The sequence below is a fragment of the Brevundimonas olei genome, from assembly GCF_037055245.1.
GTDB classification, from domain to species: Bacteria; Pseudomonadota; Alphaproteobacteria; order Caulobacterales; family Caulobacteraceae; genus Brevundimonas; species Brevundimonas olei.
The window spans coordinates 714,544-735,607 of the sequence record NZ_CP146369.1; the positions used below are offsets into that span (position 1 = coordinate 714,544).

Sequence of the window (21,064 nt, forward strand, 5' to 3'; positions counted from 1 at the left end):
CAAGGGCCCTTCGTCATGTCTGGCTCTGCGCGGCAATGTGGGCGGAGAAGCTTGGCGGTGGACATGCAGGGCGGGCGTCCCGGGAGGCGATGGGCTATGGATGCGGGATTCTCGGGATAGCGGGGTGGATCATGCTGGGTGTTCGGTTCGGCCTTACGGGCATGTTGTTCGATGATCGCCGGCCCGCTGCTGTCGTGCTGGGCTTCATCGACGCTGTGTTGCGCGGCGTCGGCCAGGTCATGCTCCAGAACAACACCTATGCGGGCCTGCTGTTTCTGGCCGGCGTCTTCTACAATTCCGCGCTGTTCGGCGCCGGTGTCTTGGTCGGGGCGACGACGAGCACGGCTATCGCCTGGATTTTCGGGGCTGACCCCGCGCGGCTGCGCGCTGGCCTGTTTGGCTTTAATGGAGCCCTGGTCGCTGTCGGCCTGCTTTACTTTTTGCAGCCTGGGGCGCTGACATGGGTCTGCGTGGTTTTCGCGGCCGCCTGTTCCAGCGTCGTGATGGCGGCCATGCTCAATCTGTTCAGCCAGTGGAAGATGCCGGTGCTGACAGCGCCCTTTGTCTTCACCACCCTGTGCGTCTTTCTGGCGACGGCGCGTTTTGGACGATTGCAGTCCACGGACATGTTGCCGACGGCTGGCTTGCCGCACGCGGTGACGGTCGAAGGCGTGGTGAACGGATCGACGTTGATCGAGGGCCTCTTCAGCGGCGTCGCCCAGGTCTTCTTTCAGGCCAGTCCGATCACAGGCGGTCTGTTTGTCGTCGGCCTGTTGATCAGTTCGCGCCCCGCGGCCGCGGCGGCGCTGGGCGGTTCGCTGATCGGCCTGCTGGGGGCCTGGGGGATGGGGGCGGCCGAGCCGGCCATTCGTTCGGGCGCCTTTGGCTTCAATAGTGTTCTGACGGCTATCGCCTTGGCGAGCGTCTTCCTCCGTCCCGGCGTTTTCTCCCTGGTCTATGCCGGCTTGGCGACCATAGCCGCAGCGGTGGTCTTCGCTGCCGTGTCTGCGGCCCTGGAACCCATCGGCATGCCGGCCATGACGCTGCCGTTCGTTCTGGTCGTCTGGGTTTTCGTGATGGCGGCGTCCCTGTTTCCTCGCGTCGGCGTGGTGGAGACAGGCTGACGCGAACAACTCCCGGCCCTTGGCTGCCCTCGCCGTCTGCCGGCGATCGGGAAAAGGCGCATCTCGCCACTCGCCACTCGCCGCTCGTCGCCCTATCTGTCCGCCATGAGCAAGGTTCTGATCATAGGCGCGGGACACGCGGGGGGCTCGGCGGCGGCGCTGCTGAGGCAGTATGGGTTCGAGGGCGAGATCGTCCTGGCCGGGCAGGAGACGGCGCCGCCCTATCAGCGACCGCCCCTGTCCAAGGCCTGGCTGAAGGGGGAGGCGGGTCTGGAAGACCTGCTGCTGCGCCCAGAGAGCTTCTACGCCGAGCAAAACATCGCCCTGCGCACCGGCGTCACGGCGACCGCCATCGACGCAGGCGCCAAGACCGTGACCTTCGCCGATGGAACGGTCGAGGCTTACGACACCCTGATCCTGGCCACCGGCTCGATGGCGCGCAGACTGGCCATCCCTGGCGCGGATCGGCCCGACCTGCTGGAGCTTCGCACCCTGGAGGACGCAGAGCGGCTGAAGGCGGTTCTCGCCCCCGGCAAGCGACTGGCGGTGGTTGGCGGCGGCTATGTGGGTCTGGAGGCGGCGGCCTCGGCCCGTGCGCTGGGCGCCGAGGCGGTGGTGATCGAGCGCATGGACCGGGTGCTGGCCCGCGTGGCGTCGCAGCCCCTGTCGGCCTTCTTCACCGAACTGCACAAAAAGCACGGCGTCGAGATTCTGACCGGAGTCGAGGTCGCGGGGTTCGAGGATGCGGGCGTGCGTCTGGCGGACGGCGAACTGATCGCGGCGGACGCGGTGTTGATCGGCGTCGGCGCCTTCGCCTGCGAGGCTCTGGCGCGAACGGCGGGGTTGGCCTGCGACAACGGCGTGGTCGTCGATGCGGCGGCCCGCACCAATGACCCGAACATCTACGCGATCGGCGATGTGACGCGGCGGCCCATCCCGGTCCACGGCGGCGTCATGCATCGGCTGGAGAGCGTGCCCAACGCCCTGGAACAGGCCAAGCAGGCGGCCTCGGCCATCGTCGGCCGCGCAGCCCCGGCGCCGGAAGTGCCGTGGTTCTGGTCCGACCAGTACGACGTCAAGCTGCAGATCGCGGGCGTGCCCTTCGACGCCGACCGCCAGCTGGTGCGGGGCGATCCGGCCGGCGGCGCCTTCTCGGTCTTCCACCTCAGCGGCGAACGCATCGTCTGCGTCGAGGCGGTGAACGCCCCGGCCGACTTCATGGGCGGGCGACTGCTGATCGGGAAGGGGACGCCGGTCGATGACGCCCTGCTGGGCGACCCCTCGACGTCGATCAAGGCGGTGGCCAAGGGGTAGGTGTGACTTCTGTGTGACACCCGACCCGCAAGTGCGATTTAGTCGCAGGAGTCAGATTGTCGCACCTTGAAATGGTGCTAATGCGAGCCGGTCTCAATCACTGACCGGTTCCTCCCCATGTCCGACACTCGCTCCGCCGCCCTCAAGGCGCTCCTGTTCGCGTCCAGCGCCGCCGGGATGCTGTGCGCGGCGCCGGCGATGGCTGCGGTCGCCGATGAGGCCGCGCCCGCCGACGGCGTGGTCAGTCAGGACGCCACCAATCTGGGCACGGTGGATGTGAACGGCCATCGCGTGAAGCGCGAGCCGAAGGACCCGCAGTTCGTCACGCCTCTGGTCGATACGCCGCGCACCGTGACGGTGATCCCGCAACAGATCATCGAACAGACCGCCGCCACCTCTTTGCAGGATATTCTGCGCACCTCGCCGGGCATCACCTTCGGCGCGGGCGAGGGCGGTCAGCCCCTGGCGGATCGGCCCTTCATCCGGGGACAGGCCTCGGGCAACAACATCTTCGTCGACGGCATCCGCGACACGGGCGGCCAGCAGCGCGAGGTTTTCAACCTGGAGCAGGTCGAGGTCATCAAGGGCGCCGATTCCGTCTATTCGGGCCGGGGATCGGGCGGCGGCAGCATCAATCTGGGCTCCAAGTCGCCGCGTCTGACCAACTTCGTCCATGGCTCGGCCGGCGTCGGCACGGACGACTATCTGCGCGGCACGGTGGACGCCAACTGGCAGGTCGGTCCGACCGCCGCCATGCGCCTGAACGTCATGGCCTCGCAGGGCGACGTGCCGGGCCGCAACGGGGCCGATTTCGACAAGTGGGGCGTCGGCGCCTCGATCGCCGCGGGCCTGGGCACGCCGACGACAGTCACCGCCAGCTACTACCACCTCGACAGCAATCAGACGCCTGACTACGGCATCCCGCTCTACACCAAGCTGGGCGGGGCGACGGCGCCGCGTCCGGACGCCTCGGGCGTGCTGGACGTGCCCTACGACAGCTTCTACGGCCTGAAGGCGCGCGACTATCTGAACAATACGGTCGACAGCCTGACGCTGGAGATCGAGCATCGCTTCAGCGACACCCTGGCTCTGCGCAACGTCACCCGCTACTCGCAGACGCTGAACGACTATGTCGTCACCAACCCCGGCGACGGCGGCGCGGCCGAGCAGATCAACGGCGTCTGGTGGATGAAGCGGGGTCTGAAGTCGCGCTGGAACCCGGCCGAGACCCTGGCCAACGTCACCGACCTGCACGGCTCCTTCCTGACCGGCGCGATCAAGCATGACTTCGACGTCGGCCTGGAGCTGTCGCGTGAGAAGAACCGTAACGCCTCCTATAATGTCACCACCCTGACCGGCACGGCCTGTCCGGCGCCGCTGACGGGACTGGACTGCACCCAGGTCTATGCGCCGAACCCGAACGACCCGTGGACGGGTACGATCACGCGCGGGCCGGAGACCTATTCGGACACGGATGCCTTGGGGCTTTACGCCTTTGATTCCGTCAGCCTGGGCGAGCGGTGGAAGCTGAACCTGGGCCTGCGCTACGACCGCTATGACGTCGAGGGCACGGAACTGCCGCGCGGCGCCACGGCGCCCATCATGCGCGAGGCGGACTGGGACTTCGTCAACTATCAGCTGGGTGTGGTCTACAAGCCGACGGCGAACAGCAGCGTCTACGCCTCCTTCTCGACCGCTTCGACGCCGCCCACGATCTCGGCGGGCGATCAGAACGGCGTCGGCGGCGTGGGCAGCGGCAACCTGGCCAGCACCGTGCTGGATCCGGAGCAGACCGAGAGCTTCGAAATCGGCGCCAAGGCCAATCTGTTCGATGACCGGCTGGCGCTCAGCGGCGCCCTGTTCCACCTGACGCGCAAGGACGCCGCCATCGAAGTGGCGCCGGGCCTGTTCGAACAGGCGGGCGAGACCAGGGTCCAGGGTGTGGAGCTGGGCGTGTCGGGCAACATCACAGACAAGTGGCAGGTGTTCGGCGGCTACACCTGGATGGACTCCGAGCTGGTGCGCGGCGCCTACAACAGCATCAATCTGGGCGATCCGCTGGCCAATACGCCCGAGCACAGCGCCAGCCTGTTCACCACCTATCGCGTCCTGCCCAAGCTGAGCCTGGGCGGCGGCGTCTATTACGTCTCCAAGTCCTGGGGCGGGAACCAGGGCGGGGCCGGCGGCGGCGGCAACCGCGTCTATGCGCCGGAATACACCCGCGTCGACCTGTTCGCCTCCTACGACATCAACGACCGCGCCTCGCTGCAGCTGAACGTCCAGAACGCCGGGGATGAGGAGTACATCATCCGCACCAACGGGGTGCATCACGCCGATGTCGCCCCGGCGCGCCAGGCGATCCTGACGCTGAACGTCCGCTACTAAGAGGTCGCGTTTCGCGCCATCATGTCGGCCCCGTCGTTCGTTCGAGCGGCGGGGCCGATGCGTTTCCAGACGGTGAGAGAGCCATGCTGCTGCACATCCCCGAAGTCTTCACCAAGGCCGAGGTGAAGGCCCTGCGCCAGACTTTGGACACCGGCCCCTGGGCCGACGGCAACATGACCTCGGGCCATCAGTCGGCGAGCGCCAAGCGCAATCAGCAGCTGCCCGAGGACAGCGCCCAGGCGCGCGAGGTGTCGGCCCTGGTGGTCCAGGCGCTGAACGCCAATCCGATGTTCGTCTCGGCCGCCTTGCCGCACACGATCTTTCCGCCCCTGTTCAATCGCTATGAGGGCGGCGGCGAGTTCGGCACCCACGTCGACAACGCCATCCGCCAACGCGACGGCCATCGCATCCGCAGCGACCTGTCGGCCACTCTCTTCCTGTCCGAACCCGAGGACTATGACGGCGGCGAGCTGATCATCGAGGAGATGTACGGCGCCCAGTCGATCAAGCTGCCGGCGGGCGATCTGGTCCTCTATCCGTCCAAGAGCCTGCACCGGGTGACGCCGGTCACGCGCGGCGCGCGCGTCTCCAGCTTCATGTGGCTGCAGAGCCTGATCCGCGACGACGCCGATCGCGAGAACCTGTTCCGCCTCGACGTGGCGATCCAGCGGGTGAACCTGGACAAGGGGCCGAAGGATGCGGCAGTGATCGAGCTGACCGGGGTCTATCACAACCTGCTGCGGCGCTGGTCCGAGGTGTGAAGGGCGAGGTGTGAAGGGCTTGGGCGATCAGGCCGCCTGGGCCGCCTCGCCGCGCGACAGGACTAGGCGGATGGCGTTCAGCAGGGCCTCGGGCTGGATGGGCTTCTGCGCCACCCCGTCCATCCCCGCCGCCAGATAGGCGGTTTCGTCGCGCGGATCGGCGTTGGCCGTCAGCGCCAGGATCGGCAGGGCGGCCGCCGGACCGGGCAGGGCGCGGATCGCCCGCGTCGCCGCCACGCCATCCATCACCGGCATCTTCACGTCCATCAGGATCAGGTCGAACGCCGTCGCCGCCGCGCGCTCGACCGCCTGGCGACCGTTCTCGGCGGTCTCGTGGGTGCAGCCGAACAACTCCAGCACCTTGCCCGCCACGAAGCGGTTGGCGGCGTTGTCGTCCACCACCAGCACGTGCAGTGTGGCATGGGCGGTGGGGTCGGCGAGGGCTTCGGGATTGCGGAGGCCGTCCGCCTCGGCCAGGGGAAGGCGCAGGTCGAAACGGAAGCGCGCCCCGCCCTGCGGCGAGCGCTCGACGGCCAGCTTGCCATCCATGCGCTCGACGATCTGGCGACAGATCGCCAGACCCAGACCGGCGCCGGCGCCCTGGCGACCCGCCTCGCCGGTGTTGAACGGTTCGAAGATGGCGCGCGCCGCCTCGTCGCTGACGCCGGGGCCGCTGTCGTCCACCGTGGCCGACAGACGCACCTGGCCGGTCTCCAGCGTCGTGGTCAGTCGCACCACGACCGAACCCGTTTCGGTGAACTTCAGGGCGTTGCCGATCAGATTGTTGAGCAACTGCTTCAGCCGCATCTCGTCGCCGACGATCCAGCGGGCGGCGCCGAGGTCGTTCTCGACCCGCAGGTCCAGCGCCTTCTCCTCGGCGCGCGGGCTCCACAGGGCGGACAGGTCCGCCGACACAGCCTGCAGGTCCAGCGGGGCGGGCTCCAGCGTCAGCATCCCGGCCTCGGCGCGCGACATGTCCAGTGCGTCGGTCAGCAGGCGCAGCAGGCTGTTTCCCGAATCCAGAATGGTGCGGACGTGGGGGCGCAGAGCCTCCTGCGTCAGTTGCCGCTCCATCAGGGCGGCCACGCCCAGCACCCCGTTCAAGGGCGTGCGGATCTCATGGCTCATCACGGCCAGGAACTCGGACTTGGCCCGGCTGGAGGCGCGGGCCTCGGCCTCGGCGCGGACCAGGTTCTGGGCCAGTTCGGCCATGGCTTCGGCGCGCCGCTTGTGGATCGCCACCCCGGCCTGCAACACGTGCAACCCCGCCCCCACGCCGACGTAGCGGCCGCGCGAGACGACGATGAACCCCTTCAGCAGGGCGCCCAGTCCCGCCGCGTCTATCGACTGGAACAGGACGTCGGCCGAGGCGTCGGCCTCCACGATCATGGGAGCAGGGTCCATCAGCGCCGAGACCGGCCGTCGGGCGTAGAGGGCCCGGCCGAACTCGGCCGCCAGCTTCAGGGTGAAGGCGTTGCGCTCGATCAGACCGACGGGCCGGCCGTCGGCGTCGGCCACGGCGATGACCAGGGTCGCGGGCTCGGCCTCGAAACGGGCCAGGGCGTCCGCCCCCGGCGCGTCCGGCGCCATGGGCGCCGAGGCGTCCACGAAGTCTCCGATCCTGGCCATTCCCAGCCGTCCCCTGCGTTCTGCGAGCGCAGGGTTAGGTCAGGCCGCTTAACAGCCGCTTTTCCGTAAATGAATGTTTTGCAAGAATAATCTGACAGATGATCCGGTAGCGGATGATCAGAGGCGCGCCAGCAGTTCGGCCGCAAAGGTCGACAGGCTGTCGTCGCGCGCGCCCATGACCACCACGCGGTCGCCGGGCTGCGCCGTCTCGATGATGCGGTCGCCGCAGTCGGCGCGGGTCGCCAGGGCCTGCGCCTGACGCCCGGCCGCACGCACGCCCGCGGCGATGTCCTCGCTGCCGACGCTGCGGTCCGTGGTGCCGCCGTAATAGACGGGCTCGGGCATCAGCAGCAGGTCGTCCTGCCGCATCAGCCCGGCGAAGCCCTCGATGAATTCCTGCTTCATCAACTTCAGCGGGCCGAAGCCATGCGGCTGGAACAGGATCAGCAGCCGCCCATCAAAGGCGTGCAGGGTCTTCAGGGTGGCGGCGATCTTGTCCGGGTTGTGGGCGAAGTCGTCGATGACGGTGACGCCGTTCCGTGTCCCCACCACCTCCAGCCGGCGCCGGATGCCGTTGAACGTCTCCAGCGCCGCGACCGCCTGATCCACCGGCACGCCGAGCGCCTTGACCGCGCCCAGGGCCGCCAGGGCGTTGGCGACATTGTGCGCGCCCGGCACGTTCAGCGTCACCGCCTGGGCCGCCTCGTCGCGCACGCGCAGCTCGAACTTCATGCCGGTCGGCAGGGGCTCAAGGTCATGCGCCGACAGATCGGCTTCTTCCTCGCCGAGCGCGAAGGTGATCGCCTTGCCGGGCGCCAGGGTCTGCGCCAGCGCCGCCGTCTCGGGGTTGTCGAGATTCAGCACCGCCGTCGTCGCCCGGCTGACGAAGCCGCCGAACAGGTCGCGCAACTCCTCCATCGACTTGTGGTCCAGCGAGATGTTGGAGACGACCGCCACTATCGGAGCATAGCGGGCGATGGAGCCGTCGCTTTCGTCCACTTCAGCAACGAACAGGTCTGGTCCGCCGATCAGGGCGCTGGCGAACGGCTGGTCGGGCGAGGCGAAGTTCTTCATCACGGCGCCGTTGACCACGGTCGGGGCGCGGCCGGCCTGATCCAGAATCCAGGCGACCATGCCGGTGATGGTGGATTTGCCGCTGGTGCCCGCCACGCCGATCGAGGTCGGAGCCGCGTTGAACAGTTCGCTCAGCAACTGAGGCCGGGTCTTGATGACGGCGCCGACGCGTTTGGCCGCGCCGATGTCGGGCACCGTGTCCTCGACCGCGCCGGTGGCGACGACCACCTGATCAGCGCTGACCACGCCCGATCCGTCCTGCGGGTGCAGGGCGACGCCGTGGGCGCGCAGCCAGTCGAACTTCTCGGGCGTGCGGCCTTGATCCAGCGCCCGGTCTGACCCGGCGATACGGGCGCCCGAGGCCTGAACGATCATGGCCAGCGGCATCATGCCGGAACCGCCGACGCCGCAGAAGAAGTAGTCTTTGTTCATCGGCTTGATTTCAATGCGAGAAACCGGGGAATGTCCGGTCTGACTAGCACGCAAGACGCTCAAGGCCACCCCGTCCATGCAGACCAGACCGTTCCGAATCGGCGTCGTCAACGCCAGCTCCCGTCTCGATCCGGCGCGGGGCGAGGCGATCCGGGCCTGGGCGGCGGCGACCTGGCCGGACGGGGAGGTAGAACTGGCGCTGCACCCGGCCCTCCATGAGGTCCACGGTCATTTCGGCGGCGACGACGCCACCCGCGCCCGCGCCTTCGTCGAGACGGCCAACGACCCCGCCATCGACGCCGTCTGGTTCGCACGCGGCGGTTACGGCGCCTGCCGTATCGCCGAGGCGGTGATCCCCGAGCTGACCGCCCATGCCTACGCCAAGCGTTACCTCGGCTATTCTGATGCAGGCAGCCTGCTGGCGGCGCTCTATCGCGCGGGCTTTCCCCATGTCGCGCACGGGCCGATGGCGTCGGACGGATCGCGCCATGACGCCACCGGGCGCCGGGCGGTGAACTGGCTGAGGTCGGGCGATCCGACCTCGCTGGAGCCGTCCCTGCTGACCGACGCCCGACCCGCCGTCGGCTTCAACCTGACCATTCTCAACGAACTGGTCGGGACGGCGATCGAGCCGGACCTGACCGGCCACGTCCTGATGCTGGAAGAGGTGTCCGAGGCTCTCTATCGCGTCGACCGGATGATGTTCCACCTGACCAGCCAGGCATCGATCCGTCGTGTGGCGGGCATCCGGCTGGGCCGCGTCTCTGACGTCACCGTCAACGATCCCGACTTCGGCCTGACGGCGGAGGAGATCGTGCGTTACTGGTGCGTGCGGTCGGGGATTCCCTATCTGGGCGACGCCGATATCGGCCATGACCGGGATAATAAGGTGGTGCCCTTCGGCGCGCGCGGCTGAGCCCCCCTCAACCCCTCAGGATCAAGCCGTCGGGCCGCGCCTCGAAAGCCGACAGCCGACCCAGGAAGCTCATGCCCAGCAGGGCTGCGGGCATGTCGCGGTCGATCACCAGGGCTTCGACCGAGGTCATCTCCACCCCCGCCACGGATACTGAGGTCAGCAGCACCCGCGCGGCGGGCGTCTGGCCCGAGGCGGTGTTCAGCGTCTGGTTGAAGTCATGCGGCTTCAGCCGCACGCCCAGCCGTTCGGCGTCGGCGCGGCTCAGCGTCACCACGCTGGCGCCGGTGTCGACCAGCATCCGCATGGGCCGCCCTTCGACGGTCGCCTCGGCCCAGTAGTGGCCGTCGGCCGCGCGCGTCACCGACGGCGCCTCCTTCAGGGCCACGGCGGCGTAGGCCTGGGCCGGGCCTTCCCACCACATCAGGACGCCGACGCAGGCCGAGGCCGACGCCAGGGCGGCGGCGAAGACGACAGCGGAGCGTAGTTCAAAGCGGATCATGTCGCGGACTATGCGGGCTGGCCTCTTCCCATGCGGTGAAGCGACGTGGCGAACGAAAGGTTGACGACGCCTGCCTTTCACTCGCCCAGCAGCCGAGGGTCGATCCGCTTTTTGCGACCCGGCAGGTCGTCCATGACGGCGGCGCGGGCCTCGTCCGTCATCCGGCTCCAGGTCGCGATCTCCTGAAGGGTGCGCAAACAGCCCAGGCACAGGCCGGACGCGCCGTCGACGGTGCAGACCATGATGCAGGGACTGACGATCGGACGCGGGGGGGCGGAGGCGGGAGCAGGGGGCATGGTTCGTGACGATATCGCAACAATGAGTCCGAGAACGGATTATAATTTCTTGACTTTTCGCGCCGGGCGGCTATGTTCATCCTCGACGCGAAACGACTGACAGGGTGAGAGTCCCAAAAAGCACGACGTGTCTTCTTTCATCGTTCAACGAAAGGAGACGCCAAAAATGAACGAAAACAAAGAGCGCAATCTCCAGCACGCCATGCTGTCCTTCGCCCTTTTCGGCGGGATGCTGGTGAACACGAAGCAGATGAACGGCGCCGGCGACCGCGTGGTCAGCCACCCGTCCAACTTCGTGCCCATAACGATCAAACGGCCGCGCGCGTAGTCGCGAGACTGGATGATCCAGCCAGAAGCCCCGGTCAGAACGACCGGGGTTTTTCAATTGCGCCCTTGCCAGCGCGCCGCCCTGTGGCCGAAACCGGCGACTTCACTGGTGAAAGGGAATGCGGCATGGGTCTGATCGTCGAAGAGCGCACGGGCGCGGTCATGGTCTGGACCCTGGATCGGCCCGATCGACTGAACGCCCTGCCAGACCTGGAAGACGGCGAGGCCTTCGCCGCCGCCTGCGACGCCGTCAACGCCGACCCCTCCATCCGCTGCGTGGTGCTGACCGGCGCCGGGCGGGCCTTTTCGGCGGGCGGCGACCTGAAGGCGATGAAGGATCGCCGCGACCTGTTCGAGGGCTCGGGCGCCGCCATCCGCGAACGCTATCGCCGCGTCGTCCATCGCATCGTGCGCGCCCTCTATGGCCTGGAGGTTCCGCTGGTGACGGCGGTCAACGGACCGGCCATGGGGCTGGGTTGCGACATCGCCGGACTGGGCGACATCCGCATCGCCTCGGACCGCGCCAGCTTCGGCGTGCCCTTCATGAAGCTGGGCATCATTCCCGGCGACGGCGGTTCGTGGCTGCTGCCGCGAAACATCGGCTACGCCCGCGCCGCCGAACTGCTGTTCACCGCCCGCTCGATCGACGCGGCGACGGCCGACCAGTGGGGCCTGGTCAACCGCGTCGTCCCGCATGAGACGCTGATGGACGAGGCGATGCAGACGGCGGAACAGATCGCCGCCCAGCCGCCCCAGGCCCTGCGCATGGCCAAAAGTCTGCTGCGTCAGGGCCGCGACATGAATTTCGACCAGATGCTGGAACTGTCCGCCGCCATGCAGGCCCTGGCCCACCTGACCGACGACCACATCGAAGGCGTGACGGCGGTGCTGGAGAAGCGTAGCGGTGAGTTTACGGGGAACTGAGCTTCCCTTCTCCGCCGGGCGAGCGGGTGAAGACCGTGTCGCCGTAAAAAAAGGGCCCCTCGCGAGGCCCTTTCTCCGTCTTCATCCTGACCGCTGTTACGTCCGAGCGGGCGCCTTCATGGCGCGCGCGGCGGGCACGCCGGTGGAGGCGTTGTCCCGCTTGGCACCGGCGGTTTCGCCCGGCTTCATGAACTTGACCAGGACGCGCTGGCCGATCAGCAACGGGGCGTCGTCCACGGCGACCACCACCTCGACCACGCGTTCGTCGGTGCGCTGCGAGGGATCGTCCGAGGCCAGCTTGCGGGCGCCGAAGACGGCGGCGCGGCGCAGCACCTTGCCGACATAGACCTTGGACGGGTCGCCTTCGGGGGTGATCTCCACGGCCTGGTCGACGGCGACGTTCGGGATGTCGGCCTCGACGATCTCGGCGCGGGCGATGCGCGGGGCCGCCGGCTCCAGATCGAACATGTTCGACACGTTCAGGGTTGAGGCGCCGGCGCCGGGGTTGGCGTAGCGACGCACGATGCGGCCGTCGGCGGGCGAGCGGATGACGGTCAGTTCGACATCGTAGGCGGCCTGATCGCGACGGGCGCGGGCGCTCTGCACCGCCGACTGCTGCGAGCCGAGGCGGGCCTGGGCCTGGGCGATGGCGTCGCGGGCCTGATCCATGCGCTGGGCGGCGACGAAGTTGGTGGCGACCAGCTTCTGCAGACGGTCGTATTCGCGCTGGGCCGCAGCGATGTCGACGTTGATCAGGCGCAACTGGCTCTCGGCTTCGGCCAGGGTGGCCGAGGCGGTCTGCAGCGCCAGGCGCGGCTCGTCGTCCTCCTGGCGGGCCAGGATCTGACCGGCCTTGACCAGATCGCCTTCCTGCACCAGCACCTCGCGGACCACGCCGCCGCGTCGCGCGGCGATCTGGATGATGCCGCCCTCGATGTCGATCTTGCCGTTGGCGATGGCGGAGTAGGGGCTTTCGACCTTCTTCTCGGCCGCCTCGGCCAGTTCGGCCTTCTTGGCGGCCCCGGCCTTCTGCATCATGCCGAAGCCGATGATCAGCACGACCAGCAGCGCCAGGCCGATCCAGAGCCATTTGTTTTTCAGAAATGCGGGCATGGGGGTCCTCAAGGGGATCGGTGTCAGTGCGACGCCAGGATGGCTTCGGGATTGGGGGTGCGGCGCTGATCGTCGATGATCACGCCGTCTTCGATGTGGATGACCCGGTCGGCCCAGGCCTCCAGGCGCGGGTCGTGCGTCACGCAGATGACGGCGGCGCCGTGTTCGGTGGCGGCGCGGCGCAGCAGGCGGATGACCACCTGGCCGTTCTCGCCGTCCAGCGCCGAGGTCGGTTCGTCGGCGAACAGGATCTGCGGGTCCTTGGCCAGGGCGCGGGCGATGGCGACGCGCTGCTTCTCGCCGCCGGACAGGGCGGCCGGGCGCTGGTGCAGGCGATGGCCCAGGCCGACCTCCTCCAGCGCCAGGGCGGCGCGCTTCTTGGCGCGATCGGGCGACAGGCCTTGGAACTTCAGCACCGTCGTAACCTGTTGCAGGGCGGTCAGTGACGGGAACAGGTTGAAGCCCTGGAAGATGAAGCCGCAGTGATCCAGGCGGAACTTGTCGATCCTGCCGCCCGACAGCTTCCATAGGTCATCCACGTCCAGGGCGTCGACGCGCCCTTCCTCGGGCCGCAGCAGGCCGGACAGGGCGGCGATCAGCGTCGACTTGCCCGAACCGGACGGCCCCATGACCATGGTCAGGTCGCCGTGGCGCGCGTCGAAGTCCACGCCCTTCAGCACCTCAACATAGGACCGGCCGGACTTGAACCGCTTGACCAGACCCTTGGCCTCCAGGGCGAACTCGCCGTGCTTGCCGTGAACTTTCGTGTGCCCAAAAGCCATGGTGTTCATCGCAGCAGGTCCGCAGGTTGGCTCTTCTTCAGGATGCCCATCGACAGGAAGCCCGACAGCATGGAGATGCCGATCAGGCCTCCGCCGACCACGAGCAGCAGGCTGAGGGGCATGGAGATGATGACGGCGTTGGACAGGGCCAGCAGGGATAGCAGCCAGGTCAGCAGGATGGCCGCGCCGACCCCGACCATGCCGACCCAGAAACTCAGCTCCATGACAATGCGGCGCAGCGAGCCCATGCCGACGCCCAAGGCGCGCAGGGAGGCGAACTCCTTGATGTTGGCCATGATGGCGCCGCGCAGGGTCTGCCAGGTGATGGCCACGCCGATGATGATCCCCAGCACCACGCAACCGCCGATGATGATGACCAGTATGCCTTCCTCGAACATGGCGCCGGCGTTGGCGTCGGCCAGCTGCTGACGGGTCCAGGCCTTCCACTGGCCGTTGCCCATGGCGTTCAGTTGGGCGACGACGTGTTCGGCGCGCGCCGGGTCCTTGATCTTGATCATGAGCGGGCCGACGCGCGGCCCCTCGAAGGCCTGGCCCAGCATCCGCAAGCTGTCGCGCGACATGACGATGGTCGGCTGCATCATGTTGGGATAGCCGCGCAGCACCCCGACCACGGTTACGGTCTGGCCGTTGAACAGGGCCTTGTCGCCCAGCTTGACGCCCAGCGGCGTCAGCGCCGTCTCGTCCACCGCCACGGTGAAGGGCTGACGCAGGGCGTCGACCAGTTCCTCGGAATAGTCGCGCGGGATGGTGACCGAGCCGGGCGCCGTGTCGATGATGTTGACCAGGACGCTCCGTTGCTTGGGCGCGCCCTGCCTGGCGCGGTCCGCCGCCGACATGGTCGGGTCGACGTCCTTGATGTTCTGGAAATTGCCGCCGGATATGTCGAGCGTCTTCACCTCGACCACCTCGGGGTGGTTATAGGCCAGGGGCACGAAGCGGCGCGGCATTCCTATCGGGCCGCTGAACAGGGCCTTGGCGCCGGGCTGCATGATGAAGATGTCGGCGCTCGAGCGCTCGATGGCGGCGGTGAAGCCCTTGCCGATGCCGATGAAGACCCCGGTCATGGCCAGCACGAGCAGGCCCGAAAGGGCCAGCGCCATGACGGCGGCCATATAGCGGCGCCACTCGAAGAGCAGCGTGGATAGCGCGAGCGACATGACGCGTATTCATTCCCCTGACTTGCGCTGTTATCTGACCGTCGCCCCGCCGGAGGCCAAGTTAAATCGGGGTAAGGCTGGCTCGGCCGGATCTATTGCGGGGCTTGAGGGGGCGGGCCTTGCGGGTCTAGTGACGGCGCCACAGCAAGACGGGGCGTGATGTCACGCTCTAGGGAGACGCCCATGTCACTTCGCCGCACCCTTTCCTTCGCCGCCTCTCTGGCCGCCCTCGGCATGGCCGCCGTCGTGGTCAACGCCCCTGCTTCCGCCGCGCGCGCGGACGAGGGCATGTGGACCTTCGACAACTTTCCGATCCAGACGGTGAACGACAAGTACGGCACGCGCATCGATCAGGCCTGGCTGGATCGCGTGCGCAATGCGGCGGTGCGCCTGCAGGGCTGTTCGGCCTCGTTCGTGTCGGGCGAAGGCCTGATCCTGACCAACCACCACTGCGTCATCTCCTGCGTCCAGGATCTGTCGAGCGCCCAGAACGACTACGTCAAGAACGGTTGGATGCCGGCCACGCGCGAGGAAGAGAAGACCTGCCCCGGCCAGACCGCCGAGGTCCTGACCGACATCACCGACGTGACCGATCGCGTCCTGGGCGCCGGCGCGGGTCTGGAAGGCGCGGCCTTCGTCGCCGCCCGCTCGGCCGAGATCGACGCCATCCAGAAGGAAGCCTGCGGCGACGACCGCAAGCTGACCTGCCAGGTCATCAGCTTCTATCGCGGCGGCAAATACGCCCTCTACAAGTTCCGCAAGTACGAAGACGTGCGTCTGGTCTTCGCGCCCGAGTTCCAGGCGGCCTTCTTCGGCGGCGATCCGGACAACTTCAACTTCCCGCGCTACGCCCTCGATGCCGCCTTCCTGCGCGCCTATGAGGACGGCAAGCCGGTCGCCACGCCCAACCACCTGAAGTGGAATCCCAACGCGCCGGTCGACGGCGAAGTGACCTTCGTGGCGGGCAACCCCGGCTCGACTTCGCGCCTGCTGACCATGAGCCAGCTGGAGCGCCTGCGCGACCAGCAGATTCCGATCACCCTGATCCAGGGCGCAGAGCTGCGCGGCCGCCTGATCGAATATTCGACGATCGGCGAGGAAGAGAAGCGCGTCGCGCTCGATCCCATCTTCGGCCTGGAGAACAGCTTCAAGGTCTATTACGGCCAGCAGGGCGCGCTGACCGATCCGGCCTTCATGGCCAAGAAGCGCCAGGAAGAGGCGGAACTGCGCCAGCGTGTCGCCGCCGATCCGGCTGTGGCCGAACGCATCGGCGACCCGTGGGCCGATCTGGAAAAGGTGCAGGCGACCGCCCGCGACCTCTATCTGCCCTATCGCCAGCTTGAAGCGAACGCCGGCGGCGGTTCGACCCTCTATTCCTACGCCCGCGCCATCGTCCGCGCGTCCAAGGAACGCGCCAAGCCCGTCGCCGAACGCCGCGCCGGCTACGCCGACAGCGACATCGCCGCCCTGGGCCGCCGCCTGGCCTCGGACGCGCCGATCCCGGTCGGGGTCGAGGAGATCCAGCTGTCGCACTGGATGCTGAAGACCCGCGAATACCTGACGGTCGACAGCGCCGACGTGAAGACCATGCTGGGCGCCGAAAGCCCCGAAGTCATCGCCGCCCGCCTGTCGCAAAGCCGCCTGATCGACCCGGCCTTCCGCGCCGAAGCCCTGGCCATGACGCCGGAACAGCTGGCCGCCTCGGGCGACCCGATGATCGCCTTCGTCCTGGCCAATGACGACGCGGCGCAAGCCGTCCGCACCCAGTGGGACGCGGGCGTCAACGCTCCGACCGCCCGCGCCGCCGAAAAGGTCGCCCAGGCCCGCTTCGCCGTCTATGGCGAGAACCAGTATCCGGACGCCACCTTCTCGCTTCGCCTGTCATACGGCCAGGTGAAGGGCTGGACCTATCGCGGCGTGACCGTTCCGTCCTTCACCCACATGGGCGGCCTGTACGAACGCGCCACCGGCGCCGAGCCGTTCAACGCCGCCGAGCGCTTCCTGGCGGCGCAGGACCGGATCAACAAGGACGTCGTCTATGACTTCGTCTCGACCAACGACATCATCGGCGGCAACTCCGGCTCGCCGGTGATCAACGCCAAGGGTGAAGTGATCGGCGCCGCCTTCGACGGCAACATCCACTCCCTGGGCGGCTCGTTCGGCTACGACGGCGAGCTGAACCGCACGGTCAGCGTCTCGACCGCCGCCGTCACCGAGGCCCTGCGCAACGTCTACGACCAGCCGCGCCTGCTGCGCGAACTGGGCGTGCGCCGCTGAGCCTGGCGGATTGATATCCGGGATTTGGGGGCGCCTTCGGGCGCCCCTTTTTCTTTGCCCGCAGGCCTATCTCGACTTGCCCTGCTTCTCGATGAGCACAGCCTGTTGCCAGCGGCCGGGAGCCTTGTCCGAGCGATGGATGCAGCCGACCCAGCAGCAGGGCCGCCGTTTGCCTTCGTGCAATTCCTCAACCGCGCGCTCGATCCGTTTCTGACGGGTGGCGGCCTGTTTGGCGTCTTCGACCCAGCAGATGAACTCATTGCGCCCCAGCGGGGTGAGGTCGCGCCACAGGTCGAGGGTTTCCGGCTCGGATGAGAGCCGCGCCCGCATATCGTCCGGAACCTGATGCGCCACGCCCTGGGGGAAGTCGTCCGACATCGCGTCAATCCCGTCCCGTTTCGTCATTCGCCGAATCTAGACCCGCGAAGGCGCGATGTGAATGCTTTCGCCGGGGGTTGCGGTTTGCCTCCAGGTTCTGTTCAGACTGACCGCAAAGACGGCCTCGGGTTTAAGGGGCTGAAACCGGGCCTCGGCGATGACCAAGGCCGCGACGCCGAGGATGTCTCATGCGCACCACCTACGCCCCCCTTCTGTTCGCCTCGGCCGCCGTCCTGGCCTTCGCCGCCGCCTCTTCGGCCAAGGCGGAGGAGGGCATGTGGACCTATGACAACTTCCCCATCGCCCGCGCCAACCAGACCCTGGGCACGAACATCGACCAGGCGTGGCTCGACCGCGTTCGCCTGTCGTCGGTGAAGTTCGGCGGCTGTTCGGCGGGCGTCATCTCGGCCGAGGGGCTGGTGATGACCAACAATCACTGCGTCTCCTCGTGTGTCGCCAACCTGTCGACGCCGCAGCTTCAGTACAATGAGACGGGATTCACGCCCAGGAGCCGCGAGGAAGAGCTGCAGTGCCCCGGCGCCTCGGCCGAGATCCTGACCGACATCACGGACGTGACCCAGCGGGTGCAGAAGGCGGGCGAGGGTCTGGACGGTCAGGCCTTCACCCAGGCGCGCGAGGCCGAGGCCGGCCGTATCGAAGCGGAAGCCTGCGGTTCCGATTCCAAAATCCGCTGTCAGGTCGTCAGCCTGTATCGCGGCGGTCAGTTCAAGCTCTACAAGTTCCGCAAATACTCGGACGTGCGTCTGGCCTGGGCGCCGGAAGACCGCGCCGCGACCTTCGGCGGCGACCTGGACAACTTCTCCTTCCCGCGCTTCGCCATCGATGCGGCCTTCATCCGCCTGTATGAGGACGGCAAGCCCGCCGCGACGCCGACCCACTTCACCTGGAACCCGAACAAGCCGACCGAGGGCGAGCCCGTCTTCGTCACCGGCAACCCCGGCTCGACCCAGCGCCTGCTGACGCAGGCCCAGCTGATGACCATTCGCGACGTGGTCCTGCCGCTGGACCAGCTGATCGCCTCGGAGCTGCGCGGCCGTCTGATCCGCTATTCGGAAGAGGGCGCCGATCAGGCCTTCATCGCCATGGACCCGCTGTCGGGGGTGGAGAACACCTACAAGCGCGGCCGCGGCCGCATGGCGGCCCTGATCGACCCGGCCTTCATGGACCAACTGGCCGGGCAGGAGACCGTCTTCCGTCGCGGCGTGGCCGAGAACGAGGCCCTGTCCGCCGAAGTCGGCGACCCCTGGGCTGTTCTGGCTGATGTCCAGCCGCTGGCGCGCGAGCTTTATCCGGCCATGGCTCTGCTGGAAGGCGGCACCGGCATGGGCACCACCTCGGTCGCGGGCGGCTCTCCCCTGTTCCAATGGGCGCGGGCCATCGTGCGCGGCGCCCAGGAGCGCGCCAAGCCGTCCGACCAGCGTCTGTCCGAGTTTTCGGACAGCCGCCTGGCTGGGGTCCAGTCCAGCCTCTTCGCCGCGCGCCCGACCTATCCGGCGCTGGAGCAGATCCGCCTGGAGTGGTGGTTGTCCAAGACCCGCGAATGGCTGACGGTCGACAGTCCTTATGTCCGCACCCTGCTGGGCAAGGAAAGCCCCGAGGGCCTGTCCGCGCGTCTGATCGAGGGCACGAAGCTGGCCGACCCCGCCGTGCGCCGCGCCCTGTGGGAAGGCGGCCTGCCCGCCGTCCAGGCCTCGACCGATCCGCTGATCCAGTACGTCCTGGCTATCGACGCGCAAGCCCGCGCCGTCCGCACGGACTGGGAGAACCGGGTGCAGGCGCCGACCGACCGCGCCTCCGAACAACTGGCCGCCGCCCGCTTCGCCGTCTTCGGAGACGCCGTCTATCCGGACGCCACGGGCACGCTGCGCCTGACCTACGGCCGGGTAGAGGGGACCGACGTGCCGGGGCAGCGCATCCCCGCCTTCACCACCTTCGCCGGACTGTGGGACCGCGCCACCGGCGCCGAGCCGTTCAACGTCGCGCCCAGGCTGCTGTCCGCCAAGGACCGCATCGACCCCGCGACGGTGATGGATATGGCGGTGTCGTCCGACACCATCGGCGGCTCGTCCGGCTCGCCCGCCGTCAACGCCCGGGGCGAGATCATCGGCGCCAACTTCGACTCCACCGTCCTGACCCAGCGCAACGCCTATGGCTATGACCGCAACGTCAACCGCAGCGTCATCGTCACCACCCAGGCCGTCACCACGGCCCTGCGCGACGTCTACGGCATGGATCACCTGGTCGAGGAACTCGGCGTTCAATGAGCGAGCTGAGCTTGCGCCCTGCCGCGCCGGACGATGTTCCGGCGCTGCATCGTCTGATCGAAAGCGCCTATCGCGGGGACAGCGCCAAGGCCGGATGGACCCATGAGGCCGACCTGCTGGGCGGCCAGCGCACGGACGAAGTTGAACTGCGCGACATCCTGGCCGACGCCTCGCGGGTCATCCTGCTGGCCGAGGTCGAGGGCGGCCTGACCGGCTGCGTCCAGGTGGCGGATCAGGGCGAGGGGCTGGCCTATCTCGGCCTGCTGACCGTCGATCCGGCGCGTCAGGCGGGCGGTCTGGGACGGGTGCTGATCGAGGCTGCTGAAGCCCAGGCCGTCGCTCGCTTCGGCGCGACGCGCATGGAGATGACGGTCATCCGTCAGCGAGGCGAACTGATCGCCTGGTACGAACGGCGCGGTTATCGCCTGACCGGCGAGACGCGGCCCTTCCCGCTGGACGACGAACGCTTCGGCCTGCCCCAGACGCGCGAGCTGGAGTTCGTGGTGCTTGAGAAGACGCTCTGACCTCCTTCTCCCCTTGTGGGAGAAGGTGGGCGCCGGAGGCGCTCGGATGAGGGGTGCTGGCGCGACGGCATGAAAAAAGGGGCGCAGGCGAGGGGGGGATCTTCAACCCGCGTCGCCGACACCCCTCATCCGTCAGGCTCCGCCTGCCACCTTCTCCCACAAGGGGAGAAGGATTTAGAGATCCCGCATCTGCTTCTGGGCGGCGCTGAAATACTGCCAGCCGGTCCACAGGGTGACGAGGGCGGCCAGCCAGATCAGGGCGTCCGAGAACAGCTGGAAGTGCGGCAGATAGTCGAACGGCAGGCCCCAGCCGTCCCAGTTGCGGGCGAACAGTTGGCAGCCCAGCGCCACCATCTGCAGGGTGGTCTTCCACTTGGCGGCGAGGGTCACCGGCAGGGTGATGCGGCCCGCCATCGTCTCGCGCAGGGCCGAGACGGCGAACTCTCGGAACAGGATCAGGCCGCAGGGAATGATGATCTGTTGCACCGAACCCGAGGTCAGCACGCCCAGCACGGCGCCGGTGACCAGGATCTTGTCGGCGATCGGGTCCAGAATGGCCCCCCAGCGAGTCTCGGCCTTCCAGCGGCGGGCCAGGTAGCCGTCGATCCAGTCTGTCGAGGCGGCGATGACGAAGATCCAGAAGCCCGTCCGATACATGGCGAACTGGTCGTCAGGGCTCAGCCAGGCCGAGACGAAGGGGAAGCCGCTGGTCGCGCCCGCCAGCAGCAGGAACATGACGATCCCGGCCGCCAGCCGCAGGCTGGTCAGGATGTTGGGGATGGCTTTGTAGGCAGGGGCCATGACGTCTTCCGTTGCAACACGCCGGGTGTGCCATGGTTCGCGGCC

The 21,064-nt window shown here is 67.9% G+C and carries 19 protein-coding genes; 10 read left to right on the forward strand and 9 right to left on the reverse strand.

From position 1 onward, the window contains the following. The first annotated feature begins 35 nt into the window (after positions 1–35). The 4 genes from V8J38_RS03470 to V8J38_RS03485 all read left to right on the forward strand — a co-directional run bounded on the left by V8J38_RS03470 (position 36) and on the right by V8J38_RS03485 (position 5,584). Entirely contained in the window at positions 36–1,124 is a 1,089-nt protein-coding gene (locus tag V8J38_RS03470) for an urea transporter (RefSeq protein ID WP_338577911.1), read from the forward strand. Between the two features lie 105 nt (positions 1,125–1,229). After that, positions 1,230–2,438, forward strand: a complete 1,209-nt coding sequence (locus tag V8J38_RS03475) for an NAD(P)/FAD-dependent oxidoreductase (protein ID WP_338577912.1) — start codon at positions 1,230–1,232, stop codon at positions 2,436–2,438. Between the two features lie 117 nt (positions 2,439–2,555). Beyond that, complete coding sequence (locus tag V8J38_RS03480; protein ID WP_338577914.1) at positions 2,556–4,823, forward strand: TonB-dependent siderophore receptor; 2,268 nt, start codon at positions 2,556–2,558, stop codon at positions 4,821–4,823. Between the two features lie 83 nt (positions 4,824–4,906). Further along, positions 4,907–5,584 carry a Fe2+-dependent dioxygenase gene (locus V8J38_RS03485; RefSeq protein WP_291779138.1) on the forward strand — a complete coding sequence of 226 codons (678 nt, stop codon included), beginning with the start codon at positions 4,907–4,909 and terminating at the stop codon, positions 5,582–5,584. A gap of 27 nt (positions 5,585–5,611) precedes the next feature. Here V8J38_RS03485 and V8J38_RS03490 read toward each other — a convergent pair whose 3' ends face one another. Together V8J38_RS03490 and V8J38_RS03495 are read right to left on the reverse strand one after the other, a co-directional pair. Continuing rightward, positions 5,612–7,213: an ATP-binding protein gene (locus V8J38_RS03490; protein WP_338577915.1), complete on the reverse strand. Its 1,602-nt coding sequence runs from the start codon at positions 7,211–7,213 to the stop codon at positions 5,612–5,614. Between the two features lie 117 nt (positions 7,214–7,330). Next, positions 7,331–8,719, reverse strand: a complete 1,389-nt coding sequence (locus V8J38_RS03495) for a UDP-N-acetylmuramate--L-alanine ligase (RefSeq protein WP_338577917.1) — start codon at positions 8,717–8,719, stop codon at positions 7,331–7,333. A 76-nt stretch (positions 8,720–8,795) separates the two neighbouring features. On the opposite strand from V8J38_RS03495, the gene V8J38_RS03500 reads away from it, so the two are divergent. Continuing rightward, positions 8,796–9,635 carry an LD-carboxypeptidase gene (locus V8J38_RS03500; RefSeq protein WP_338577918.1) on the forward strand — a complete coding sequence of 280 codons (840 nt, stop codon included), beginning with the start codon at positions 8,796–8,798 and terminating at the stop codon, positions 9,633–9,635. Positions 9,636–9,642: 7 nt separating this feature from the next. Here V8J38_RS03500 and V8J38_RS03505 read toward each other — a convergent pair whose 3' ends face one another. Both V8J38_RS03505 and V8J38_RS03510 read right to left on the reverse strand, forming a co-directional pair. After that, positions 9,643–10,134, reverse strand: a complete 492-nt coding sequence (locus V8J38_RS03505) for a retropepsin-like aspartic protease family protein (protein WP_338577920.1) — start codon at positions 10,132–10,134, stop codon at positions 9,643–9,645. Between the two features lie 77 nt (positions 10,135–10,211). Then, positions 10,212–10,430: a DUF1289 domain-containing protein gene (locus tag V8J38_RS03510; protein ID WP_338577921.1), complete on the reverse strand. Its 219-nt coding sequence runs from the start codon at positions 10,428–10,430 to the stop codon at positions 10,212–10,214. Between the two features lie 166 nt (positions 10,431–10,596). Here V8J38_RS03510 and V8J38_RS03515 point away from each other — a divergent pair, with 166 nt between their 5' ends. Together V8J38_RS03515 and V8J38_RS03520 are read left to right on the forward strand one after the other, a co-directional pair. After that, positions 10,597–10,758 carry a hypothetical protein gene (locus V8J38_RS03515; RefSeq protein WP_162938831.1) on the forward strand — a complete coding sequence of 54 codons (162 nt, stop codon included), beginning with the start codon at positions 10,597–10,599 and terminating at the stop codon, positions 10,756–10,758. 125 nt (positions 10,759–10,883) lie between these two features. Then, positions 10,884–11,681 (forward strand): crotonase/enoyl-CoA hydratase family protein, encoded by a 798-nt coding sequence (locus tag V8J38_RS03520; protein WP_338577923.1) that lies wholly within the window; start codon positions 10,884–10,886, stop codon positions 11,679–11,681. Positions 11,682–11,777: 96 nt separating this feature from the next. Here V8J38_RS03520 and V8J38_RS03525 read toward each other — a convergent pair whose 3' ends face one another. Genes V8J38_RS03525 through V8J38_RS03535 form a run of 3 tightly spaced genes read right to left on the reverse strand, consistent with a single transcriptional unit; the run spans position 11,778 to position 14,754 of the window. Further along, positions 11,778–12,794, reverse strand: coding sequence for an HlyD family secretion protein (locus tag V8J38_RS03525; RefSeq protein ID WP_291779166.1), 1,017 nt, complete (start codon positions 12,792–12,794; stop codon positions 11,778–11,780). 23 nt (positions 12,795–12,817) lie between these two features. Further along, complete coding sequence (locus V8J38_RS03530) at positions 12,818–13,576, reverse strand: ABC transporter ATP-binding protein (protein WP_291779169.1); 759 nt, start codon at positions 13,574–13,576, stop codon at positions 12,818–12,820. Between the two features lie 5 nt (positions 13,577–13,581). Then, positions 13,582–14,754, reverse strand: coding sequence for an ABC transporter permease (locus V8J38_RS03535; RefSeq protein ID WP_291779173.1), 1,173 nt, complete (start codon positions 14,752–14,754; stop codon positions 13,582–13,584). Positions 14,755–14,937: 183 nt separating this feature from the next. Between V8J38_RS03535 and V8J38_RS03540 the strand changes: the two genes are divergently transcribed. After that, positions 14,938–17,031: a S46 family peptidase gene (locus V8J38_RS03540; protein WP_291779176.1), complete on the forward strand. Its 2,094-nt coding sequence runs from the start codon at positions 14,938–14,940 to the stop codon at positions 17,029–17,031. Positions 17,032–17,097: 66 nt separating this feature from the next. Here the strand turns inward: V8J38_RS03540 and V8J38_RS03545 are convergent, their stop codons facing one another. Continuing rightward, positions 17,098–17,409: a YdeI/OmpD-associated family protein gene (locus V8J38_RS03545; protein ID WP_338577925.1), complete on the reverse strand. Its 312-nt coding sequence runs from the start codon at positions 17,407–17,409 to the stop codon at positions 17,098–17,100. Between the two features lie 188 nt (positions 17,410–17,597). Between V8J38_RS03545 and V8J38_RS03550 the strand changes: the two genes are divergently transcribed. Together V8J38_RS03550 and V8J38_RS03555 are read left to right on the forward strand one after the other, a co-directional pair. Next, complete coding sequence (locus tag V8J38_RS03550) at positions 17,598–19,694, forward strand: S46 family peptidase (RefSeq protein WP_338577926.1); 2,097 nt, start codon at positions 17,598–17,600, stop codon at positions 19,692–19,694. Beyond that, complete coding sequence (locus V8J38_RS03555) at positions 19,691–20,218, forward strand: GNAT family N-acetyltransferase (RefSeq protein WP_338577927.1); 528 nt, start codon at positions 19,691–19,693, stop codon at positions 20,216–20,218. Before V8J38_RS03550 ends, V8J38_RS03555 begins: the two co-directional genes overlap by 4 nt. A gap of 174 nt (positions 20,219–20,392) precedes the next feature. Here the strand turns inward: V8J38_RS03555 and pgsA are convergent, their stop codons facing one another. After that, positions 20,393–21,019, reverse strand: a complete 627-nt coding sequence (gene pgsA, locus V8J38_RS03560; RefSeq protein ID WP_338577928.1) for a CDP-diacylglycerol--glycerol-3-phosphate 3-phosphatidyltransferase — start codon at positions 21,017–21,019, stop codon at positions 20,393–20,395. Positions 21,020–21,064: the final 45 nt, after the last annotated feature.

Bases quoted from the DNA above. Each gene is read 5' to 3' on its own strand.
- V8J38_RS03550 (WP_338577926.1), top strand. From the start codon at position 17,598: ATGCGCACCACCTACGCCCCCCTTCTGTTCGCCTCGGCCGCCGTCCTG.
- V8J38_RS03470 (WP_338577911.1), top strand. From the start codon at position 36: ATGTGGGCGGAGAAGCTTGGCGGTGGACATGCAGGGCGGGCGTCCCGG.
- V8J38_RS03535 (WP_291779173.1), bottom strand. From the start codon at position 14,754: ATGTCGCTCGCGCTATCCACGCTGCTCTTCGAGTGGCGCCGCTATATG.
- V8J38_RS03540 (WP_291779176.1), top strand. From the start codon at position 14,938: ATGTCACTTCGCCGCACCCTTTCCTTCGCCGCCTCTCTGGCCGCCCTC.
- V8J38_RS03530 (WP_291779169.1), bottom strand. From the start codon at position 13,576: ATGGCTTTTGGGCACACGAAAGTTCACGGCAAGCACGGCGAGTTCGCC.
- V8J38_RS03525 (WP_291779166.1), bottom strand. From the start codon at position 12,794: ATGCCCGCATTTCTGAAAAACAAATGGCTCTGGATCGGCCTGGCGCTG.
- V8J38_RS03510 (WP_338577921.1), bottom strand. From the start codon at position 10,430: ATGCCCCCTGCTCCCGCCTCCGCCCCCCCGCGTCCGATCGTCAGTCCC.
- V8J38_RS03515 (WP_162938831.1), top strand. From the start codon at position 10,597: ATGAACGAAAACAAAGAGCGCAATCTCCAGCACGCCATGCTGTCCTTC.
- V8J38_RS03485 (WP_291779138.1), top strand. From the start codon at position 4,907: ATGCTGCTGCACATCCCCGAAGTCTTCACCAAGGCCGAGGTGAAGGCC.
- V8J38_RS03490 (WP_338577915.1), bottom strand. From the start codon at position 7,213: ATGGCCAGGATCGGAGACTTCGTGGACGCCTCGGCGCCCATGGCGCCG.
- pgsA (WP_338577928.1), bottom strand. From the start codon at position 21,019: ATGGCCCCTGCCTACAAAGCCATCCCCAACATCCTGACCAGCCTGCGG.
- V8J38_RS03520 (WP_338577923.1), top strand. From the start codon at position 10,884: ATGGGTCTGATCGTCGAAGAGCGCACGGGCGCGGTCATGGTCTGGACC.
- V8J38_RS03505 (WP_338577920.1), bottom strand. From the start codon at position 10,134: ATGATCCGCTTTGAACTACGCTCCGCTGTCGTCTTCGCCGCCGCCCTG.
- V8J38_RS03500 (WP_338577918.1), top strand. From the start codon at position 8,796: ATGCAGACCAGACCGTTCCGAATCGGCGTCGTCAACGCCAGCTCCCGT.
- V8J38_RS03495 (WP_338577917.1), bottom strand. From the start codon at position 8,719: ATGAACAAAGACTACTTCTTCTGCGGCGTCGGCGGTTCCGGCATGATG.
- V8J38_RS03475 (WP_338577912.1), top strand. From the start codon at position 1,230: ATGAGCAAGGTTCTGATCATAGGCGCGGGACACGCGGGGGGCTCGGCG.
- V8J38_RS03480 (WP_338577914.1), top strand. From the start codon at position 2,556: ATGTCCGACACTCGCTCCGCCGCCCTCAAGGCGCTCCTGTTCGCGTCC.
- V8J38_RS03545 (WP_338577925.1), bottom strand. From the start codon at position 17,409: ATGTCGGACGACTTCCCCCAGGGCGTGGCGCATCAGGTTCCGGACGAT.
- V8J38_RS03555 (WP_338577927.1), top strand. From the start codon at position 19,691: ATGAGCGAGCTGAGCTTGCGCCCTGCCGCGCCGGACGATGTTCCGGCG.